This is a genomic window from Bradyrhizobium genosp. P (assembly GCF_049949265.1).
In the GTDB taxonomy this organism is placed as follows: domain Bacteria; phylum Pseudomonadota; class Alphaproteobacteria; order Rhizobiales; family Xanthobacteraceae; genus Bradyrhizobium.
Genome location: NZ_CP188195.1, coordinates 512,000 through 530,025, shown reverse-complemented (window position 1 = coordinate 530,025; position 18,026 = coordinate 512,000). Strand labels below are relative to the sequence as shown.

Genomic DNA, 18,026 nt, shown 5'->3' with positions numbered 1-18,026 from the left:
CGCCACCTCCCTATTCGATGTCGGTTGCGGCTACGCTTAGCGGAGCAGCTGCAGAACGCTCTGCTGCGACTGGTTGGCCAGAGCCAGCGCGGACACCGCGATCGACTGGCGGGTCGACAGCGCCTGGCTGTTGGCCGCTTCCTCGTTGGTGTCGGCCAGCGTCAGGTTCGACGAGCCGGTCTGCAGCACGTTGATCAGGTTCTTCGAGAAGTCCTGACGGATCTGCACGATCGAGAGGTTCGAACCCAGGGTCGAGGCCTGCGTGCGCAGCAGGCCGCTGGCCGAGTTGAGCGACTTGAGCGCCGTGTTGGCCGAGGTGTTGTCCAGGAAGTCCGTCCCAGCCGTCAGCTTGGTGAGCTGTAGACCCGTGGCATTGAAGATGACGCCCTGGATCTTCAGCGTCGAGGTCCCCGTCTCGTTGAAGGTCAGCTTGAGCTGATCGCCGTTGAGCAGGTTGGTGCCGTTGTACGACGCGTCCTGGGACGTCGTGGTGATCTGATCCAGGATGTTGTTGTACTGATTCACCAGGTTGGCACGATTCGCCAGCGCGGTCGGATCCTGCACCGGCGCCCCCGCCGTCAAACCGGCAAAAGCCTTACCGGCCCCTGCGGCAGTGCCGCCGATCGTGCCGATGGTCCCGGATGCAGCATCGTTCGTGGTGGAGATGGTGAGCGCGCCGGTTGAGCTCAGCGACGCCTGCAGGTTGTTGGTCGCAAGTTGGTTGTTCAGGTCATTGAGCGACTTCACCTGTCCCGCGCCGGTACCGAAGGTGATGTTGGTCGCGGTTCCGTTGCCGGTCGCGCCGATTGTCAGCGTCAGTCCGGTCAGCGGATTGGCCGCGGTGCGCGGGGTGGTGCCGGCCGCCAAACCGAAGGCGGTCAGCGATGTGCCGGTGCCGGAGATCACGAGATCCTGGGCGGTGCCGGTGCTGATCTGGAGCTGGCCGGTACCTGATACGGTGGAGGCCGTGCTCGCGCCGGTGATGCCGTCGATCGCCGTGAGCAGGTCGCCGACGGTCAGTGTGCTGCCCGTGCCGGTGCCGAGGGTGACGTTGCCGGATGCATCGGTCGTCGAATTGGTCTGCGACGTTGAGAACGTGATCGTCTTGCCGTTGACAGTGAGGGCGCCGGTCGGCGTCGCGGCCAGGGTGTCAGAGGTAGCTGCGCTGACGAGCTTGGTCGCCGCGGTAATTGCAGCAGGCGTTCCGAGGTTGTTGTTGACCGCCGTGCCGGTGACCTGGGCGTTGCTGTAAGAGGTCGTACCGAGCAGATTGTCGGCGGTCGCACCCGAGATCGCGGCGGACGTGACCTGCGACTTCTGGGAATAGCCGACGGCGGCCTGCAGGGCCTGGTTGGCGACCGACTTGGCGCTGTCGACCAGCTTCTGCAGTGAGGTGATACCGGTGTTGGCAGCCTGCAGCACCTGCACGCCATTGCCGATGCCATCCAGCAAATTGTTGATGTCGCTGGCGCGGTTGTCGAGCGATTGTGCGGTGAAGAAGTTGGTCGGATTGTCGAGAGCGGTGTTGACCTTCTTGCCGGTGGCAAGGCGATTCTGTGTGGTGGCGAGCAGATCGGCGGTCGACTGCAACGAAAGCAGGTTTTGACGGACCGATGACGAAAGGACGATGCCGGACATACTGATACCCTTCTGGATGAATACGATTGACACGACGCCGCAAATTTCACACGGCGATCACGGTCACCCTGGGCCGTCGGCGCTACCCGTTCGTTAAAGACCCGCTCCGTACTAATACCCAGAAGACCGGTGCCCGGTAATCCTGCCAGTGACGCGAGCACCGGACGGAGATAGCGACAGCGATTCGGCGACGCATGAGTTGCAGAGGAATTATCCCGCGTTTGCGGAACTCCCGCATCCCCAGGCGATCGGCCGGATGCCCTGCACGATTGGAAGCACGCGCGCGACCAGGCGAGGTCGGCACGTTCAAAAGTTAATGAAAATAAACAAATGCTAACAAAAGCTGAAACCTTTTGGGCCGCATCGCGACACATGATTCGATGGCCCTGCGCGTGTCGCGAACCGGGCCGATCGCCGCGCTGGCCAAAGCCCCGGCGGCACCCCGCCCTGTAGAATGTATAAAGGTGGCACCACAACTCTTGTGCAATTGGACAGGGAAGCTATGTTCGCTGCCATTCCACGCGCCAAGAGTAGGTGATGCGAGACCGTAAGTGCTCCCGCCCTCGGCAGGAGACCTGATGTCTGCGGTACTGCGTCCGCCTAATCGACTGTTGCAAGCGCTCCCTGCGGCGGAGTACGAGCAACTTCATCCCCTTCTCGAAACGGTCGAGCTGACCAAGGATACGGTGCTGGCCGACGCCGGCGCGCCGGTGCAGCGGGTGTATCTGCCGCACAGCGGCGTCGTTTCGCTGATGATCAATCTGTCCGACGGGCAGTCGGTCGAGATCGCGACAATCGGCCGCGACAATATCGTCGGTGCGGCTGCCGCGCTCTATGGCGGCCCGGCGTTCGCCGATGCGATCGTCGTGGTGCCGGGGACAGCCTCGGCGTTGAGGGCGGAGGACTTTCGCGAGATGGCCGATCGCTATGTCGCCTTCCGGACGCTGGTCAGCCTCTATGAGCAGGCGCTGACGGCCCAGACCCAGCAATCCGTGGCGTGCAACGTTTCGCACCCGGTCGAGGCACGGCTGTCGCGCTGGCTGCTGCGCGCGCGGGATCTGTGCGGCAGCGAGGGCTTGCCCCTGACCCAGGAGATGCTGGCGCAGATGATCGGTGTCCGGCGCAATGCAGTCTCGATCGTCGCGCACGGATTTCAACAGGCCGGCATCCTCCGCTATAGCCGCGGGCACATCGAGATCACCGATATCGACGGCCTGCGGAAAGCGTCCTGCGAGTGCTACGCGACAGTCAAGGCGCATGCGGAGCAATTGGTCGGACCCGAGGATTGACGGCACGATCCGGCGAGTTCGCCGCCCGTCGGCGCCAGCGCACCGCCGCGGCGGCATAACCCATTAGAGCTATTCCTCTTTGGACTAAGACATGCCAACATAGGTTGTGGAGGGTGTTCTACTGCACGTGGCTGCCTCTCGGTGCCCAGAGACAAGCTTTGCCGTCAGGCCGGAGATTGCTTTGGATACGATTTCGCGATCACCCAACGGCTTCCTGTCGTCGCTGTCGGCGAGCGATTTCGAATTGATACGCCCGCATCTGCGCACGGTCGACCTCGCAGCTGATTCGGTGCTGGTCGAGGTCGATGAGATGCTCAAGCACGCATATATGCCGCACAGGGGCGTGATCTCGCTGGTGGTCAAGCTGGCCAGGGGCGAGCATGTGCAAGTCGCGATGGTCGGCCGCGACAGCATCTTTGGCGCGTTCGCGGGGCTCGGCGTGGCGCCTTCGCTGAACAGCGCCGCGGTGCTGGTGCCGGGCGCCGCCTCGGCGATCGGGGTCGAGCCGTTGCGGGCGGCCGCCGGCCAGAGTCCGACGCTTCGCGCGATGTTGATTCGGCACGGGCTCGCCGTCTATGCCCAGATCCAGCAGACTGCCGGCTGCAATGCCGCCCACACCGTGGAGTCACGGCTGGCACGATGCCTGCTGCACACGCGCGATCTCTCCGGCAGCAACAAGATCGTTCTGACGCAGGAAGTGATGGCGCAAATGATCGGCGCACGGCGCAACAGCGTGTCGCTGGTTGCGCATACATTGCAGCAGGCGAACTTCATCCATTACAGCCGTGGCCATATCGAAATCATCAATCTCGACGGCCTGATCAAGACCTCGTGCGAATGCTACGCCACGGTCAAGGCACAGTATGCGGGACTGCTGCATTGTCAGGAGGTCTCCAGCACCTGATCGCTTCGTGAGCCGTACTTCTACGGCTTGCGATTTTCACCGTCGGATAACGTTGCATCCGCAGAGTGCGTGGACGCGCGGGGGAGCCGATGTTCACGTACGAAACGACCGACCAGAAGGAAGCCAGGCGCTTCCGTATCGCCCAATTCAACGGCCGATCCGCCACCATCCGTTCGGCCGGTGCGATGGTCACGGGCCAGGTCCGCTCGATCGTCGAGAGCAAGACCGCTGTCAAACCGACCTGGGTGATCACGATCATTCCGGACGAGCGGACATCCAGCGCGCCGACGACGCGGCCGGCACTGCGCATGCAGTTCGCGGCTGAAGACTACGTCTGAGCCCCATCGCCGCTGCTGATCGGGCGTGAATCAGACGGGCTGCAACAGGGCCTTGCGGACGAGATCGGCGGTGTTGCGCGCGCCGAGCTTGCGCATGGCTTCGGCGCGATGGCTCTCGAATGTGCGCGGACTGATGTTCATGCGCAACGCGCCCTGCTTGTTGGAATAGCCGTCGCTGATCAGGTTGAGCACTTCGCGCTCGCGCTTGGTCAGTGGCTTGCGGCCGGCTTCGGGGGCGAACATCACATCGGGCGAACGGGAGCGGGCCGGCTTGTCGTCCCGAACCGGCCTGAGGTCGGCCGCCGGAATTGCGTTCGGGTAGAGATCGGAAATCTGCTTCAGCATCGCGGAGACGCGCTCGGTTTGCTCGAGCGCATTCTCGATGACCTGCCGCAGGTAGATGCCGTCGCCGGGCGTCCGGGCGAATTGATGGCTGTATTGCTTGAGTTCGTTCATGTAGAGCAGCAGGGCCGTCACGGGTCCGTTGAACTGGCGGACGATCGCTGCGCCGGCCTCCTCGGTCACCGGCGCTTGCGGCACGGACGGCGGACTAGCCTCGGTCTCGAACGGAACGCCCTCGTCGATCCAGGTCGGTAGGCGGATCTCGGCTCGATTGTCGCGTTGCGTCATAGGTATGGTTTACCGAAGGTAAACTGTGTCCGCGTTAACGCGGGACGCAGTAGAAATACGGATAACGCAACTGTGATCTGGGGATCGGATAGTCAAACAGACGCAGATGGCCACCGATTTGACAATGAATCTGGGGATATTCGGGTCGAGTTACAGTGGTCTTACGGGTGGGTTCCCACTCCGATCTCCGTAGTTCAACGGGAAAATATTTACCTTCCGCCGCCAAGTTTGCCCGCGCCTGGCGCATGGATGCGGCCGTCATTAGAGGTGATTCGCCGCCCTCTAGAGCGTTTTCATGGTTGGTGACGATAACCGGCATCGGCGAGAAAGTTCAGGCATTCTGTTGGCGAGAAGCGGGTAAGGGCGTCGGCGATTGCGTTGTCGAGGGCTTCGAGAGTTCGTGCGCCTGCCTTGCGCAGCAGGGACTTTAATTTGGCGAAGAACTGCTCGATCGGATTGAGGTCCGGGCTGTATGGCGGCAGATAGCGCAACATCGCACCGGCCGCCTCAATGGCTTCGCGGACGCCCCTGACCTTGTGGCTCGACAGATTGTCCATCACGACAATGTCGCCCGACCGCAGCGTCGGAACGAGGAACTGCTCGACCCAGGCGAGGAATGTCTCGCCGTTCATCGGGCCGTCGAAGACGCACGGCGCGGTCATGCCGTCCTGGCGCAAAGCTCCGACGAAGGTGGTTGTTTTCCAATGGCCGTGCGGGACTGTGCAAACGAGCCTCTTGCCGCGCGCGCAGCGGCCGTAAAGCCGGGTCATTTTGGTGGACGCGCCGCTCTCGTCGATGAAGACCAGGCGCTCCGGGCTCAATTCCGCCTGACCGGCGCGCCATTCCACACGCGCCTCGGCGACATCGGCCCGATCTTGCTCCGCAGCTCTCAGTGACTTTTTTTGAGCGTCAGGCCGAGCTGGCGCAGGCGCTTCCACAAGCAGCCGATACTGACCTTCACGTCGTGCGTGGCCAGCAGCCACGCCCGGATCTCCTCCAGCGTGGCGTCTGGCTTGTGCACGATCCGCTGGCGCAGCGCTTCATCGTGAGCAGCAAGTTTCGGAGCCGGCCCGCGGCCCGACGGGCGAGCCGTCGTCTCGCCAGTCGCCCGCCAACGCCCCAGCGCCTTGTAAATGTAGGAAACGCTGACCCGCAGCAGCGGCGCTGCCTGATACGCTCCCATTCCGCCGTCGACGACGGAAATGACCCGTTCACGCAAATCTTGAGAATAAGGTGCTCCCATCAAAGCCTCCGCCTCGAATCAATGCGGAAACTGAATCATGGAGCAACCGCGCTGGGAATCCTCCGATTCCACCAATTGTGAAAATGCTCTAGCAGGCCGCCGCGGCGCCCCCGACTCCCCGGCAATGGCTCCTGTAGCAGCGCCCCCTCATGGACGGCGGAGCCGGAGGAACTTCTGCAGGAATCGTCCTGATGTGACGAACCTGAACCACCAATACGCCATCCGTCGCGTCGTCATGGCCATGCCCTCGGCACCGGGATGGTCCGGTATCTCCTGCATACCGCATGCTCCAGCACACCGCTGTGAGATCGTTCACATCGGAGCGAGGACACCGCGACAGCGGCGAACGGCAATTTACAGCCTTTCTCCGTGCCGCAATGATCGCCGCCCGAATAGCCCGCAAGACCCCAGCAATGAGGCAGCAATGATGCGCAAACGAAACGGATCCTGGATGACGATCGCGGCACTGGCCGTTGTACTGGCGCTCGGCAGCGCTGCGCAGGCTCAGGCCGCACCATCAGACACGGCAACGCCGACGCCGGACAACGCGGTGATGGTCACGATCTTCTTCAAGCACGACCAGTCGCGGCCGCTCAGCGAGTTGAATGCCCAACTCGAGCGGCAGGGCTTCTACAAGGCGTTTCCGCCCGAAGGCGTCGAGGTCGTCAGCTGGTATGTGATGATGGGAATTGGCCAAGTGGTGACATTGCGGCTTCCGGCATCGCGACTGCGCGAGGTCAACCGCATCATCGAGAACAGCGCCTGGGGCCCCTATCACACCGAATTCTATCCAACCTACGACTACAAGGCGGTTGGGATCGCGAGCCACGAGAAGGCGAAGCAATAGCCGGTTTGCCGGGCGGGTCTTGCCGGACTTTCCCCACAGGATTAGCCGGCTCCGAATGGTCGGAACCAGCACACAGCTGGTGGAAGCCGTCGGCTACGCGTGAGCCTTCGAGCGCAGGCTCAGCCGCTTCGCCAGAATCCGCAGATCCTCGCGGCGCCCGCTGCAGAGCAGGCGCGTGAATTCGTCGGGATCGATGGAGGCAGGCGGGAGATCAGCTGATTTACCCGCGACGCGACGCAGCCAGGTAAATCGGAAGAGACGCTTGAGCATCTTCATGATTGTTAGCCCCGATGAGCATCTCCATTAATTCGCGGCAATGATGGTTGGTTCCATCGGGCCGTCAAGGCCCACGATAAATTTCGCTGAGCGTTCAGGCGAGCAGCGCCTTGCGTTTTCGCGCCCGCTCAATCGATTGCCGCACCGCAGCTTGATCGAGCGAGCCGTCGGCGATCCGCGCCGCGAGTGTCCCGGCGATGGCGGCCATCTCCTGCTCCTGGTCAAACAGATTGTTGCCGATGCAGATCATGTCCATACCGGCGCCGATCGCCTGCAGGCTGGCAGCATGGGTGCCGAGCGCCTTCTGCAGCCCCTGCATCTGCATGTCGTCGGTGATCAGAAGCGTCTCCGGCAAGCGCCGCCGCAGCCGGCTGATCCCGGCCGATGACAATGTCATCGGATTACGCGTGTCCCAGGGACCGACGATGGCGTGGCTGACCAGCACCGCATCGCCATAGGTCTGCGGCGCCAGTGTGTAGAACAATTCCTCCTGCTCGGGCCGCAATGAATCGGAGACGTCCATGAACTCCAGATGCGAATCGACGCTGGCGCCGCCGATGCCGGGGAAATGCTTCAGGCAGAGGCCGATCCGTGCCTGCCGCGCCGCAGCGTCGACAAGGCGCACGTTGGCCTCGACCGCACTGATATCGGCCGAATAGGACCGGTTGATTCTGCCTATATTGGGATTGTCAGCATTATAGTCGACGTCGATGACCGGTGCGAAATTGTAGCGGATGCCGAGCCGGCGCAATTCACCATAGCTCGCGGCGAGGATCGCCCGCTTCTCTGCCGTCGCAAGCAGGTTGAACTCCTTCGCGCTCGGTAGCGGCGCAAACCCCAAGCCTTCCTTGAGCCGGCGTACCAGTCCGCCCTCCTGGTCGATGAAGACCATCGGGTTCGACGGCAGCGCCGCGATCTCGGTGCAGAGTGCCTGGACCTGCGCGGGCGAGGCGATGTTGTTGTCGTATTGCCTGAACTGGCAGGAATAATCGAACAAGATCACGCCACCGAGCCCGAAGCGCGCTGCGAAATCATTCAGCCATGGCGGAATGACCTTGCCATAAAAGCCGAGGATGAAGAGTTCGCCGACGGACATGGGCATCGACATGGGCATTGGCTCATCCTGCGCGCAGAATCAGGCGCGGCTTCTTCCCAACGCCTTAGCATGCGGAGACAGCGGTAAGAATATGCTGACGCGGCGTGCCGCCGGACTGCGTTCCCCGCGCGCTCATCTCTATGTTAGAGAGGGCGCAAGCCACGATTAAGAAAATCCGGAACCGACCATGACAGCACCTTACGTCCCGCAAATGGCCCTTTACCGTCAATGGCTGAAGGAGACGCGCGGCCTCGGCTTTGCGAATTTCGAGGCGATGCGGCGCTGGTCGGTTACCGACATCGATGGCTTCTGGCAGAGCATCTGGGACTATTTTGACATTCAATCGCCGACGCCGCACCCCGCCGTGCTGGCGAGCCGTAAAATGCCCGGCGCGGTGTGGTTTCCCGGCGCTCAGGTCAACTACGCCCGACAAGTCCTGCGCCATGCCGAGCCGGCGAATGCCGCGGGCCTGCCGGCGCTGGTCTCGAGCGGTGAAGACGGCAAGCTTTCGGAGACGAGTTGGCCCGAGCTCAAGCGCAAAGTCGCCGCGCTGGCGCTGCACCTGAAGGCCGAGGGCGTGGGCTCCGGCGATCGGGTCGCGGCCTATCTGCCGAACATCCCGGAGACGATCATCGCGTTTCTCGCAACCGCGAGCCTGGGCGCGATCTGGAGCGTCTGCGCGCCCGACATGGCAGCGCCCGCGGTGATCGATCGCTTCAAGCAGATCGAGCCAAAGGTGCTGATCGCCTGCGACGCCGTGACCTATGCCGGCCGGCGTCATGACCGGCGATCGGTGGTCGAGGACTTGCGGCGCGCGCTGCCGACGGTGCAGCATGTCATGCTGCACAGCGAGAACGAGACGTCGGAGACGACGCTCGCTTCGATCCTCTCCGCCAACAGCAAGGAGATCGACGCGTTCGAGCCGGAATGGCTGCCGTTCGATCATCCGCTCTGGATCGTCTATTCCTCGGGCACCACCGGATTGCCGAAACCGATCCTGCACAGCCATGGCGGCGTGATCGTGGTTTCGCTGCCGCTCTCGACCCTGCACAACGACATCGGCTGCAGTTATCAGGACAATTCATTCGGCGAACGTTTTCACTGGTACAGCTCGACCGGCTGGATCATGTGGAACTGCCAGGCCAACGGCCTGCTCAATGGCACCACCTGCTGCATCTTCGACGGCAGCCCTGGCGGCTCAAAGGACAAGCCGGACTGGACCACGCTGTGGCGCTTCGCAGCCAGTGCCAAGGCGACGTTCTTCGGCGCGGGCGCTGCGTTCTTCGCCAACTGCACCAAGGCGGAGATCGATCTCGCCGCAGTCGGCGATCTCTCGCCTCTGCGCGCGCTGGGTTCGACCGGATCACCGCTCAGCGCCGACACGCAAGCCTGGTTCAACCAACGCTTCGCCGCGCTCTCGAAGAGCAACGGCAACGCTGCGCAGGCCGACATGTGGTGGGCGAACATCTCCGGCGGCACCGATTTCGCCGGCGCCTTCATCGGGGGAAATCGCGAGCTGGCGCAGACGCCGGGCATCATGCAGTGCCGCCTGCTCGGCTGCGCCGTGGAGGCCTTCGACGAGCAGGGCCGCGCCGTGATCGACGAGGTTGGCGAGCTCGTCTGCACCGAACCGCTGCCATCGATGCCGCTGCGCTTCTGGAACGATCCCGGTGACGCACGCTATCGCGCCAGCTATTTCGAGACCTATCCCGATAATTTCGACGGTTCCGGCCGCGGTCCAGTGTGGCGGCACGGCGACTGGCTCAAGATCAACCCGGACGGCGCTTGCGTGATCTACGGCCGCAGCGATGCCACCATCAATCGCCACGGCCTGCGCATGGGCACCAGCGAACTCTATTCGGCGATCGAGGCGCTGCCGGAGGTGCTGGACTCCCTGGTCGTCGACCTCGAATATCTCGGCCGCGACAGCTACATGCCGCTGTTCGTGGTGCTGCGCGAGGGCATCACGCTCGATGCCGCGATGAAGGCCGATATCAACAAGGCGGTCGAGGCCGGTCTGTCGCGCCGCTTCCTGCCCAACGATATCTTCGCGGTCACCGAGATTCCGCGAACGCTGTCCGGAAAGAAGCAGGAGCTGCCGATCAAGAAGTTGCTGCTCGGCCATCCCCTGGAAAAAGTCATCAACAAGGATGCGATGGCCAATCCCGGATGCCTGGACTGGTATCTGGATTTTGCAAAGAACTATTTGAGCAGGCAAGCTGGCACGGCGTGAGGCCAGTGCTTCCGCCCAGCAGCGTTTAGGATCAGACGACATGCCATCGCCCAGCTACATCGACCCGCTCAACGGCAAGCTTTATCCGCTGGATGTACCGCGCTGGTGCTCCGACGAGGGCAAGCCGCTGCTGGTGACGCCGCTACCCGGCATCTCCCGCGACGACATCGATCGTGGCACCCGCTCGCTGTGGCGCTACCGGGCCGCGCTGCCGATCGCGGTCGCAAAGCCGATCACGATGGGCGAAGGCTGTACACCCATGGTCGAGAGAGCGTGGGGAGACCTGCGCCCCCACTTCAAGCTCGAATGGTTCAATCCGACCGCGAGTTTCAAGGATCGCGGCACCACCGTGATGCTGTCGTTCATGCGACAGCTCGGCGTCGAGGCGGTGCTCGAAGACAGTTCGGGCAATGGCGGCGCGTCCGTTGCCGCCTACGGCGCCGCGGGCGGGATGCGGGTCAGGATCCTCGCACCGGCCACGACGTCGCCGATGAAGGTTGCGCAAATGCATGCTTTCGGTGCCGAGGTCCAGCTGGTGGAGGGACCGCGCGAGGAATCCGAAGCGGCAGCGATCCGCCAGTCGAAGCAGACATTCTATTCGAGCCACAACTGGCAGCCATTCTTCCTTCAGGGCACGAAATCGCTGGCCTACGAGATCTGGGAAGACTGCAACTTTACCGCGCCTGATAACGTCATCATGCCGGTCGGCGCCGGCAGCAGCCTGCTCGGCTGCCATATCGGCTTCCAGGAGCTGCTCGCCGCCGGACAAATCACACGGCTACCGCGCCTGTTTGCGGCCCAACCGCTGAATTGCTCGCCGGTCGATGCCAGCTTTGCCGCCGGCGTCGACACGCCGGTCGATCGCGCGGTCCACAAGACCATCGCCGAAGGCACCGCCATCAAGCATCCTCTGCGCCTGAAGCAGATGATCGCGGCGCTGAGGGAAACCAGCGGCGGCACAATCGCGATCCCCGAGGACAGGATCGTCACCGCCTTGAAGCGGCTCGCGGGCACCGGCCTGTTCGTCGAACCGACCTCGGCCTCGGCCGCGGCAGCCCTTGACGTATTGAAGGAGCGCGGCGCGATCCGCCCGACTGAGCGCACTGTCGTCATCATCACCGGGACCGGGATCAAGGCCGCGTCGTTGATTACGGATATTCTAGCGAAGGTTTAGAAAGACGAATTTGTATCGAAGCTTGCAGCGGAGACCGCTCCACCTCGCCCCGCTTGCGGGGAGAGGTCGGAACGCATCGTAAGATGCGTTCCGGGTGAGGGGGATTGACCGCGCGCTCACTTGCATCGATTTCGCTGAAGCAACCCCTCACCCCAACCCTCTCCCCGTAAGAACGGGGCGAGGGAGCTCAGTCCCGTCGCGGTCAGACCGTCAGGCGCGCGGCTCTCCAAGCGTGTGCATCAGCCGGTTGGCCCAGCCGAACAGCGCCGCCGAGAGCACCAGATCGAGCTGTTCGAGCTCGCTTAATCCCGCATCCGTCAGCGCCTTGGCATCATCGGGGCCGACTTCGACCGGCGTGGTCGAGAGCTTGGCCGCGAAATCGAACAAGGCCTGGTCGCGCGGTGGCAGCGTCGCGTCGCGTTCGTCGGCGAAGATCGTGTCAATGATGTCGGTGCGGCGGGTGATGCCGATGAAGCGCGAGGCGTGCACGGCGGCACAATAGACGCAGCGATTGACGATCGAGGCGCCGACAGCGCCGAGTTCGCGTTCCGCCGACGACAACCCGTCCTTGCCGTACATGATCAGGTTGAACAGCGGCGAACGCACCTCCAGCGATTCCGGATCGTGCGCCAGGGTCAGGACGTAGGGCGAGAAGCCGGTGTTCGACGGCGTCACCTGCATCGCGGCGCGCTGCGCCGGTGTCGCGGTCGCGAGATCGACCGGCGTGACATAGGGCGACCAGGTCGGGACCTTGGCCGTGAACTGGTGGACCACCTCGCTCATTGCACGCCTTTCAAAACTTTCAGGCCCGCGACGACCCGAAGCTGGTAGTTCACAAAGGCCGCAAGTTCGGCGAGGCGCACGATGTCCGGCTCGGCGACGCCGGCGGCCTTCAGCGCCTCGATATCTCCGCGCGTCGCTTCGCGGGGCGCGATCGTCAGCAAATCAGCATGCCGCGCGATGGCGTCGAGCCGCGCCTCACCGCTTTTCCCGTCAGGATGCGCGAGCGGGGTCGCGTCGAGGTCGCCGGAATGGGCCAGATAGCCGTCGTAATGACCGGCCAGTTCGTCGTTGCCGACATGCCGGCACATCCGTGCCGCGAGCGCGGCCCGCAAAGCGTGGCTCAGCCCGCCCGGATCGCGCGGCAGCAGCACGGCGTCATGCGCGGCTTCACTGAGGCGCAGGACCTCGGCACGTTTTTTCAAGGCTTCGCCGAGCTTCGAGGCCGGCGGAACGCCGGCGAGCGTCTCGATCAAATTGGTCATTGGGGATCTCTGAGGTCGCGAGGGTTTTGCACGTCCTCGACCGCGATACGAAGCGGATGCGCGTTGCCGAGGAACGCATTCAGCTCATCCTCGTAAGGCGAGGGATCGAGCCCGCGCGATTTCAGCCATGCCGGGTCGTAATAGGTCTGGCGGTAGCGCTCGCCGGAGTCGCAGATCAACGTCACCAGCGATCCGGTCTGATCAGCGCCGCGCATTTCGGAAGCGAGGCGGCAGAGCGCCAGGAAATTGGTGCCGGTCGAACCACCGACCGGCCGGCGCAGCAGGCGCGACAGCACGTTCATCGCCGCGATCGAGGCCGCATCGGGAATCTTCATCATCCGGTCGACCACACCCGGCACGAACGAGGGCTCGCAGCGCGGCCGGCCGACGCCTTCGATCAGTGTGGGCCGTTCGCAGACCAGGGAGCGGTCCTGGGTGCGGAAGCAATCGAAAAACGCTGAATGCTCGACATCGGCGACGCAAAGCCGGGTCGGAAACCGGCGATAACGCAAATAGCGCCCGATCGTCGCCGACGTGCCGCCGGTTCCGGCGCTCATCACGATCCACTCCGGCAACGGGCGCCGCTCGACCCCGAGTTGAACGAAGATCGATTCCGCGATGTTGTTGTTGCCGCGCCAGTCGGTGGCGCGCTCGGCAAAGGTGAACTGGTCCATGTAGTGCCCGCCAAGCCGCGTGGCGAGCGCGGCGGCCTCGGCATAGAGCGCGCGGCCGTCGTCGATCAGATGGCAGTTGCCGCCATAATGCTCGATCGCGGCGATCTTCTCGGCCGACGTCGTCCGCGGCATCACCGCATAGAACGGCACGCCGATCATCTGCGCGAAATAGGCCTCCGAGACCGCCGTCGAGCCCGACGACGCTTCGACCACCGCGGTGCCTTCGCGGATGTGGCCATTGCACAGCGCATAGAGGAACAGCGAGCGCGCCAGGCGATGCTTGAGGCTGCCGGTCGGATGGGTCGATTCATCCTTCAGATAGATGTCGATGCCTGACAGCGCCGGGACGATCAGCCGCATCAGATGGGTGTCGGCAGACCGGCACTGGTCGGCCTCGATCGCCGACACGGCGTCGTCAACCCAGCCGCGCCGATAGCTCGGCTCGGTTGGTGGATTTTGGCGTGGCGACATGGGACCGCTCGACATCACGCCACGTAATCATAATTCGTATGCAGCATCAAGATGGCTTTATCATCCTCAATACGAATGATAAGGATGTGGGCATGCAAGAGGACGTGATCGATATCCGCCTGCTGGAAGCCTTTGCTGCCGTGATGTCGGCCGGCAGCATCACGGGCGCGGCGCGGCTGCTCGGCCGTTCGCAACCGGTGGTCACCCGGCAGATCCAGGATCTGGAGACCGACGTCGGCTATCTCCTGTTTTCCAGGAACGGCCCGCGCATCAGCCCGACGCCGAAGGGCATCCTGTTCCACGCCGAAGTCGAACGCCTGCTGCTTGGGCTGAAGCATATCCGCGGTCGTGCGGCCGCGATCGGCGCCGGCGCGCTGCCGGTGCTCAGCCTCGCCGCGATCGCAGCGCTGGCGGGCGGCGTCGTGCCGGCCGCGCTGGCGGCGATGGATAGGGCGCTGTTGCCACGGCAGGTTCATGTGCAGGCGCTCTCCGCCGAGAATGTCGTGCAATCCGTGCTCTCGCAATCGGTCGACTTCGGGCTCGCAAGCCTGCCGGTCCAGCATCCCGGCCTCGATGTGCAATGGGTCTGCGAGGTGCCCTGCGTGGCGTGCCTCGCCGCGGATCATCCGCTCGCCAAGCGCAAGGTGATCCGGCTGAAGGATCTCGACGGCCGCCGGCTCCTGACCATGGCCAATCCCTATCGGCTGCGCCGCCGCGTCGAGGACGCCATCGAACGCGCCGGTGCCGCACCCGCAAACATCATCGACACCAACGCCTCGCTGACGGCGATCGCGATGGCCAAGCAGTCGCTCGGCATCGCCATCATCGAGCCGGTGCTGACCGCGAGCCTTGCGGTCGACGGCGTCGTCACCCGCCCGCTCGATGTTGCGATCCCCTTTCTGTTCGCCGCGATCTCGCCGGCCGGGCGCGAGCTCACGCCGACGGTCGCCGCCGTCAACGATGCGCTGCGTGCCGCGGTTACGCTGATATCAGGCGCGAAACTACACGGTGGCGAGGCGGCATTGTCCGAGGCGGCCGGCGACGCGTTCGAAAAGGAGAAGTCATGACGGTGACCGCCGACGGCGTAACCGGACTAGCGGTGCTCGAAGCGCGCTTGAAGCAGGATCTCGCCTGGCTCGAACTGCCGTCCAAATCATGGGTACCGCGCCGCCTGGTCGACGGGCAGGACGTGATCGACGTCGTAATCGTGGGTGCGGGGATGGCCGGCCTCGTCACGTCGGGAATGCTGAAGCGGCTCGGCGTCGACAATCACCTCGTGCTCGATCGCGCTCCGGCCGGCCAGGAAGGCCCCTGGGCTACGTTCGCCCGGATGCGAACGCTGCGTTCGCCGAAGGAACTCACCGGCCCGGCGATGGGCCTGCCGGCGCTGACATTCCGCGCCTTCTACGAGGCGCAGTATGGCGAGGCGGCCTGGAAGGCTCTCGAACGCGCACCGCGCACGATGTGGATGGATTATCTGATCTGGTATCGCAGGGTGCTCGATCTACCGGTCCGCAACGGAGTGTCGGTCGAGGGCATTCACGCGCGCTCCGACGATTTGCTGGCGCTCGATATCAGCGAGGGTGGCCGCGCGCGGCAACTGCTCGCGCGCCATGTCGTGCTCGCAACCGGACGCGACGGCCTCGGCGGCGCTTATGTGCCGCCGCTCGCAGACGGCATCGACAAGCGTTTCTGGGCGCACTCGGCCGAGGCGATCGACTTTACGCGGTTGCGCGGCAAGCGCGTCGCCGTGGTCGGTGCCGGCGCCTCCGCGGTGGACAATGCGGCCACGGCGCTGGAAGCCGGCGCTGCCCGGCTCGACCTCTTCATCCGGCGGCCGGACATCCCGCGCGTCAACAAGTTCACCGGGATCGGCAGCCAGGGCGTCGTCCATGGCTTTGCCGGGCTGCCGGACGAATGGAAGTGGCGCTTCCTCGATCACACATTGAAGGCGCAGACGCCGCCGCCGCGGCCCAGCGTGCTGCGCATCTCCGCCCACAGCCAGGCGCATTTCCATCTGGCGAGCCCGGTGACGGATCTCACCGTCGAAAATGATCATCATCTCGTCGCGACGACGCCGAAGGGCCGCTACGCGACCGACTTCATCATCTTCGGCACCGGCTTCAACGTCGACCTCGGCCGGCGCCCGGAGCTTGCCGAATTCGCGCCGCATATCCGCATGTGGTCCGATCGATTCACAGCGCCCGCCGGGATGGACAATGCGGAGCTGGAATCCTCTCCGGACCTCGGCGACAGCTTTGAGTTCCTCGAGAAGGTACCCGGCGCATGTCCAGCGCTGGCGCGGCTGCACTGCTTCAACTATCCGGCGACGCTGAGCCACGGCAAGCTGAGCGGCGACATCCCCGCGATCAGCGAAGGCGCCGACCGGCTCGCGCGCGGCCTCGTCCGCGAGCTCTTTGTCGAGGATCGCGCGCGCCATTTCGAAAGCCTCAAGGCCTTCGCGACGCCTGAACTCCTCGGCGACGAATGGACCGACGCCGACGCGACACAGCAAGCCGGATAGACCTGCCCCGCAACAAACAGGCCAGCGCCAATGCAGACCAGCAACCGGAATGCCATCGTGGCGGCGATCGCCGGCAACGCGATGGAATGGTACGACTTCACGATCTTCGCGCTGATGACCCCGGTCATCAAGAACCTGTTCTTTCCGGTCGATCCGAAGATTCCCGGCAGCGACGTCAACGCGTTGCTGCTGACGACCGCGCTGTTCGGCGCCGGCTTCGTGATGCGGCCGATCGGCGGCCTCGTGCTCGGCTATTACGCCGATCGCAAGGGACGCAAGGCGGCGATGACGCTCGGCATGACGCTGATGGCGCTGGCGGTCGCGATGCTGGCGCTGACGCCGACCTATGCGAGCGTCGGGATCGCCGCGCCGTTCATCGTGCTGGTCGCGCGCCTGTTGCAGGGTTTCTCGGTCGGCGGCGAGTTCGGCAGCTCGACCGCATTCCTGATCGAAGCCGCGCCGCCGGGTCGCGCCGGCTTCTACGGCTCGTGGCAGATCACCGGGCAATTGATGGCGAATGTGCTCGGCGCCACGTTCGGCGCCGGCCTGACGCTGCTGTTCACGCCGGAGCAATTGGCCGCGGGCGCATGGCGCCTCCCGTTCTTCGTCGGGCTCGCGATCATTCCGATCCTGCTCATCATGCGCGCGAGACTCATCGAGCCCGACGCGCTTCGCGAGGACCGCGCGGCGGCGCAGAAAGCCACCTTCACGGATGACCTGAAGAGCCCCGGCCGCAATTATCTGATCGGCATGGGCATGGTGGTCGCGAGCGCGGTCTCGTTCTACGTGACCTTCGGCTACACCGTGACCTACGCCAAGGAGGTGCTGAAGCTGCCGCTGATGCAGAGCTTCCTGGTGCAGATGATCGCGGCGATCGTGATGGTCATCGTCGTCCCGATCGCCGGCGCCATCTCCGATCGCTATCAGCGCAAGCCGCTGCTGCTGGTCTCGCTCGCTGGGTACTTCATCTCGCTCTATCCGCTCTACAGCTGGGTGATCGCCGCGCCCTCGATCACGAAGCTCTTGGTCAGCCAGGTCGTGATCGGGTGCTTCAGCGCGTTCTTCCTCGGCGTCTACTGCACCACGCTGGTCGAGTTGTTCCCGGTCCGCATCCGCTCGACCTCGCTGTCGATCGTCAACAACGTCGCGGTGCTGATCTCCGGCGGCTTCGCGCAGTTCTTCGTCACCTGGCTGATCGCGCTCACGGCCTCGCCGCTGGCGCCGATCTTCTACGTGATGATCGGCGTCGGCCTTGGCCTGATCTCCGTGATCGCGATGCGGCCCGTGGACGCCACGCCGCGATAGCCAAGCTTGACACATTCGCGCTCCGGCTCAAACCGGCGGCGGGTTCAATCGCGCAAAGCCTTCGCCGAAATTATCGCGAAGCTGCGTTTCGTCGCGCGCCCCGATGGTCATCCACCGTC

General features: G+C 64.1%; 17 protein-coding genes. 9 read left to right on the top strand and 8 right to left on the bottom strand.

Annotation, left to right across the window (positions count from 1 at the left end):
* Positions 1-36 precede the first annotated feature (36 nt).
* The gene (locus ACP2YO_RS02675) at positions 37-1,638 is read right to left on the bottom strand and encodes a flagellin (protein ID WP_426438802.1); all 1,602 of its coding nucleotides are present in this window, start codon (positions 1,636-1,638) and stop codon (positions 37-39) included.
* A 578-nt stretch (positions 1,639-2,216) separates the two neighbouring features.
* Between ACP2YO_RS02675 and ACP2YO_RS02670 the strand changes: the two genes are divergently transcribed.
* From ACP2YO_RS02670 to ACP2YO_RS02660, 3 genes are all read left to right on the top strand, one after another.
* Positions 2,217-2,927 carry a Crp/Fnr family transcriptional regulator gene (locus tag ACP2YO_RS02670; protein WP_426438800.1) on the top strand — a complete coding sequence of 237 codons (711 nt, stop codon included), beginning with the start codon at positions 2,217-2,219 and terminating at the stop codon, positions 2,925-2,927.
* 181 nt (positions 2,928-3,108) lie between these two features.
* Positions 3,109-3,831 (top strand): Crp/Fnr family transcriptional regulator, encoded by a 723-nt coding sequence (locus tag ACP2YO_RS02665; RefSeq protein ID WP_426438798.1) that lies wholly within the window; start codon positions 3,109-3,111, stop codon positions 3,829-3,831.
* 89 nt (positions 3,832-3,920) lie between these two features.
* A complete protein-coding gene (locus ACP2YO_RS02660; RefSeq protein ID WP_426438796.1) occupies positions 3,921-4,169 on the top strand; it encodes a hypothetical protein in 249 nt (82 codons plus the stop codon).
* 30 nt (positions 4,170-4,199) lie between these two features.
* On the opposite strand, the gene ACP2YO_RS02655 is transcribed toward ACP2YO_RS02660, so the two are convergent.
* Together ACP2YO_RS02655 and ACP2YO_RS02650 are read right to left on the bottom strand one after the other, a co-directional pair.
* Positions 4,200-4,799 carry a LuxR C-terminal-related transcriptional regulator gene (locus ACP2YO_RS02655; RefSeq protein ID WP_426438794.1) on the bottom strand — a complete coding sequence of 200 codons (600 nt, stop codon included), beginning with the start codon at positions 4,797-4,799 and terminating at the stop codon, positions 4,200-4,202.
* A 293-nt stretch (positions 4,800-5,092) separates the two neighbouring features.
* Positions 5,093-6,042 (bottom strand): IS630 family transposase gene (locus ACP2YO_RS02650; protein ID WP_426435017.1). Its coding sequence is split into 2 segments (ribosomal slippage): positions 5,093-5,706 and positions 5,706-6,042, totalling 951 coding nucleotides; the frame shifts between segments, so codons are not numbered across the junction.
* Between the two features lie 424 nt (positions 6,043-6,466).
* Here ACP2YO_RS02650 and ACP2YO_RS02645 point away from each other — a divergent pair.
* Positions 6,467-6,889 (top strand): hypothetical protein, encoded by a 423-nt coding sequence (locus ACP2YO_RS02645; protein ID WP_426438792.1) that lies wholly within the window; start codon positions 6,467-6,469, stop codon positions 6,887-6,889.
* A 93-nt stretch (positions 6,890-6,982) separates the two neighbouring features.
* On the opposite strand, the gene ACP2YO_RS02640 is transcribed toward ACP2YO_RS02645, so the two are convergent.
* Both ACP2YO_RS02640 and ACP2YO_RS02635 read right to left on the bottom strand, forming a co-directional pair.
* Positions 6,983-7,165, bottom strand: coding sequence for a hypothetical protein (locus tag ACP2YO_RS02640; RefSeq protein WP_426438790.1), 183 nt, complete (start codon positions 7,163-7,165; stop codon positions 6,983-6,985).
* Positions 7,166-7,259: 94 nt separating this feature from the next.
* Entirely contained in the window at positions 7,260-8,279 is a 1,020-nt protein-coding gene (locus tag ACP2YO_RS02635) for a glycoside hydrolase family 3 N-terminal domain-containing protein (protein WP_426438788.1), read from the bottom strand.
* Between the two features lie 169 nt (positions 8,280-8,448).
* On the opposite strand from ACP2YO_RS02635, the gene ACP2YO_RS02630 reads away from it, so the two are divergent.
* A complete protein-coding gene (locus tag ACP2YO_RS02630) occupies positions 8,449-10,494 on the top strand; it encodes an acetoacetate--CoA ligase (RefSeq protein WP_426438786.1) in 2,046 nt (681 codons plus the stop codon).
* Positions 10,495-10,534: 40 nt separating this feature from the next.
* Positions 10,535-11,668 carry a threonine synthase gene (locus ACP2YO_RS02625; protein WP_426438784.1) on the top strand — a complete coding sequence of 378 codons (1,134 nt, stop codon included), beginning with the start codon at positions 10,535-10,537 and terminating at the stop codon, positions 11,666-11,668.
* Positions 11,669-11,878: 210 nt separating this feature from the next.
* On the opposite strand, the gene ACP2YO_RS02620 is transcribed toward ACP2YO_RS02625, so the two are convergent.
* The 3 genes from ACP2YO_RS02620 to ACP2YO_RS02610 are packed head-to-tail and all read right to left on the bottom strand — an operon-like array spanning position 11,879 to position 14,078.
* A complete protein-coding gene (locus tag ACP2YO_RS02620; RefSeq protein WP_426438782.1) occupies positions 11,879-12,451 on the bottom strand; it encodes a peroxidase-related enzyme in 573 nt (190 codons plus the stop codon).
* A complete protein-coding gene (locus ACP2YO_RS02615) occupies positions 12,448-12,933 on the bottom strand; it encodes a CMD domain-containing protein (protein WP_426438780.1) in 486 nt (161 codons plus the stop codon). Before ACP2YO_RS02615 ends, ACP2YO_RS02620 begins: the two co-directional genes overlap by 4 nt.
* Positions 12,930-14,078: a PLP-dependent cysteine synthase family protein gene (locus ACP2YO_RS02610; RefSeq protein WP_426438779.1), complete on the bottom strand. Its 1,149-nt coding sequence runs from the start codon at positions 14,076-14,078 to the stop codon at positions 12,930-12,932. Before ACP2YO_RS02610 ends, ACP2YO_RS02615 begins: the two co-directional genes overlap by 4 nt.
* A 92-nt stretch (positions 14,079-14,170) precedes the next feature.
* Here ACP2YO_RS02610 and ACP2YO_RS02605 point away from each other — a divergent pair, with 92 nt between their 5' ends.
* The 3 genes from ACP2YO_RS02605 to ACP2YO_RS02595 are packed head-to-tail and all read left to right on the top strand — an operon-like array spanning position 14,171 to position 17,907.
* The gene (locus ACP2YO_RS02605; protein ID WP_426438777.1) at positions 14,171-15,145 is read left to right on the top strand and encodes a LysR family transcriptional regulator; all 975 of its coding nucleotides are present in this window, start codon (positions 14,171-14,173) and stop codon (positions 15,143-15,145) included.
* Complete coding sequence (locus ACP2YO_RS02600) at positions 15,142-16,602, top strand: NAD(P)-binding domain-containing protein (RefSeq protein ID WP_426438775.1); 1,461 nt, start codon at positions 15,142-15,144, stop codon at positions 16,600-16,602. The genes ACP2YO_RS02605 and ACP2YO_RS02600 overlap by 4 nt, the downstream gene beginning before the upstream one ends.
* Before the next feature lie 30 nt (positions 16,603-16,632).
* Complete coding sequence (locus tag ACP2YO_RS02595; protein ID WP_426438773.1) at positions 16,633-17,907, top strand: MFS transporter; 1,275 nt, start codon at positions 16,633-16,635, stop codon at positions 17,905-17,907.
* Positions 17,908-18,026: the final 119 nt, after the last annotated feature.

Coding starts and splice junctions, on each gene's coding strand:
- ACP2YO_RS02675 (WP_426438802.1), bottom strand. CDS start 1,638: ATGTCCGGCATCGTCCTTTCGTCATCGGTCCGTCAAAACCTGCTTTCG.
- ACP2YO_RS02670 (WP_426438800.1), top strand. CDS start 2,217: ATGTCTGCGGTACTGCGTCCGCCTAATCGACTGTTGCAAGCGCTCCCT.
- ACP2YO_RS02660 (WP_426438796.1), top strand. CDS start 3,921: ATGTTCACGTACGAAACGACCGACCAGAAGGAAGCCAGGCGCTTCCGT.
- ACP2YO_RS02655 (WP_426438794.1), bottom strand. CDS start 4,799: ATGACGCAACGCGACAATCGAGCCGAGATCCGCCTACCGACCTGGATC.
- ACP2YO_RS02645 (WP_426438792.1), top strand. CDS start 6,467: ATGATGCGCAAACGAAACGGATCCTGGATGACGATCGCGGCACTGGCC.
- ACP2YO_RS02640 (WP_426438790.1), bottom strand. CDS start 7,165: ATGAAGATGCTCAAGCGTCTCTTCCGATTTACCTGGCTGCGTCGCGTC.
- ACP2YO_RS02635 (WP_426438788.1), bottom strand. CDS start 8,279: ATGCCCATGTCGATGCCCATGTCCGTCGGCGAACTCTTCATCCTCGGC.
- ACP2YO_RS02630 (WP_426438786.1), top strand. CDS start 8,449: ATGACAGCACCTTACGTCCCGCAAATGGCCCTTTACCGTCAATGGCTG.
- ACP2YO_RS02625 (WP_426438784.1), top strand. CDS start 10,535: ATGCCATCGCCCAGCTACATCGACCCGCTCAACGGCAAGCTTTATCCG.
- ACP2YO_RS02620 (WP_426438782.1), bottom strand. CDS start 12,451: ATGAGCGAGGTGGTCCACCAGTTCACGGCCAAGGTCCCGACCTGGTCG.
- ACP2YO_RS02615 (WP_426438780.1), bottom strand. CDS start 12,933: ATGACCAATTTGATCGAGACGCTCGCCGGCGTTCCGCCGGCCTCGAAG.
- ACP2YO_RS02610 (WP_426438779.1), bottom strand. CDS start 14,078: ATGTCGCCACGCCAAAATCCACCAACCGAGCCGAGCTATCGGCGCGGC.
- ACP2YO_RS02605 (WP_426438777.1), top strand. CDS start 14,171: ATGCAAGAGGACGTGATCGATATCCGCCTGCTGGAAGCCTTTGCTGCC.
- ACP2YO_RS02600 (WP_426438775.1), top strand. CDS start 15,142: ATGACGGTGACCGCCGACGGCGTAACCGGACTAGCGGTGCTCGAAGCG.
- ACP2YO_RS02595 (WP_426438773.1), top strand. CDS start 16,633: ATGCAGACCAGCAACCGGAATGCCATCGTGGCGGCGATCGCCGGCAAC.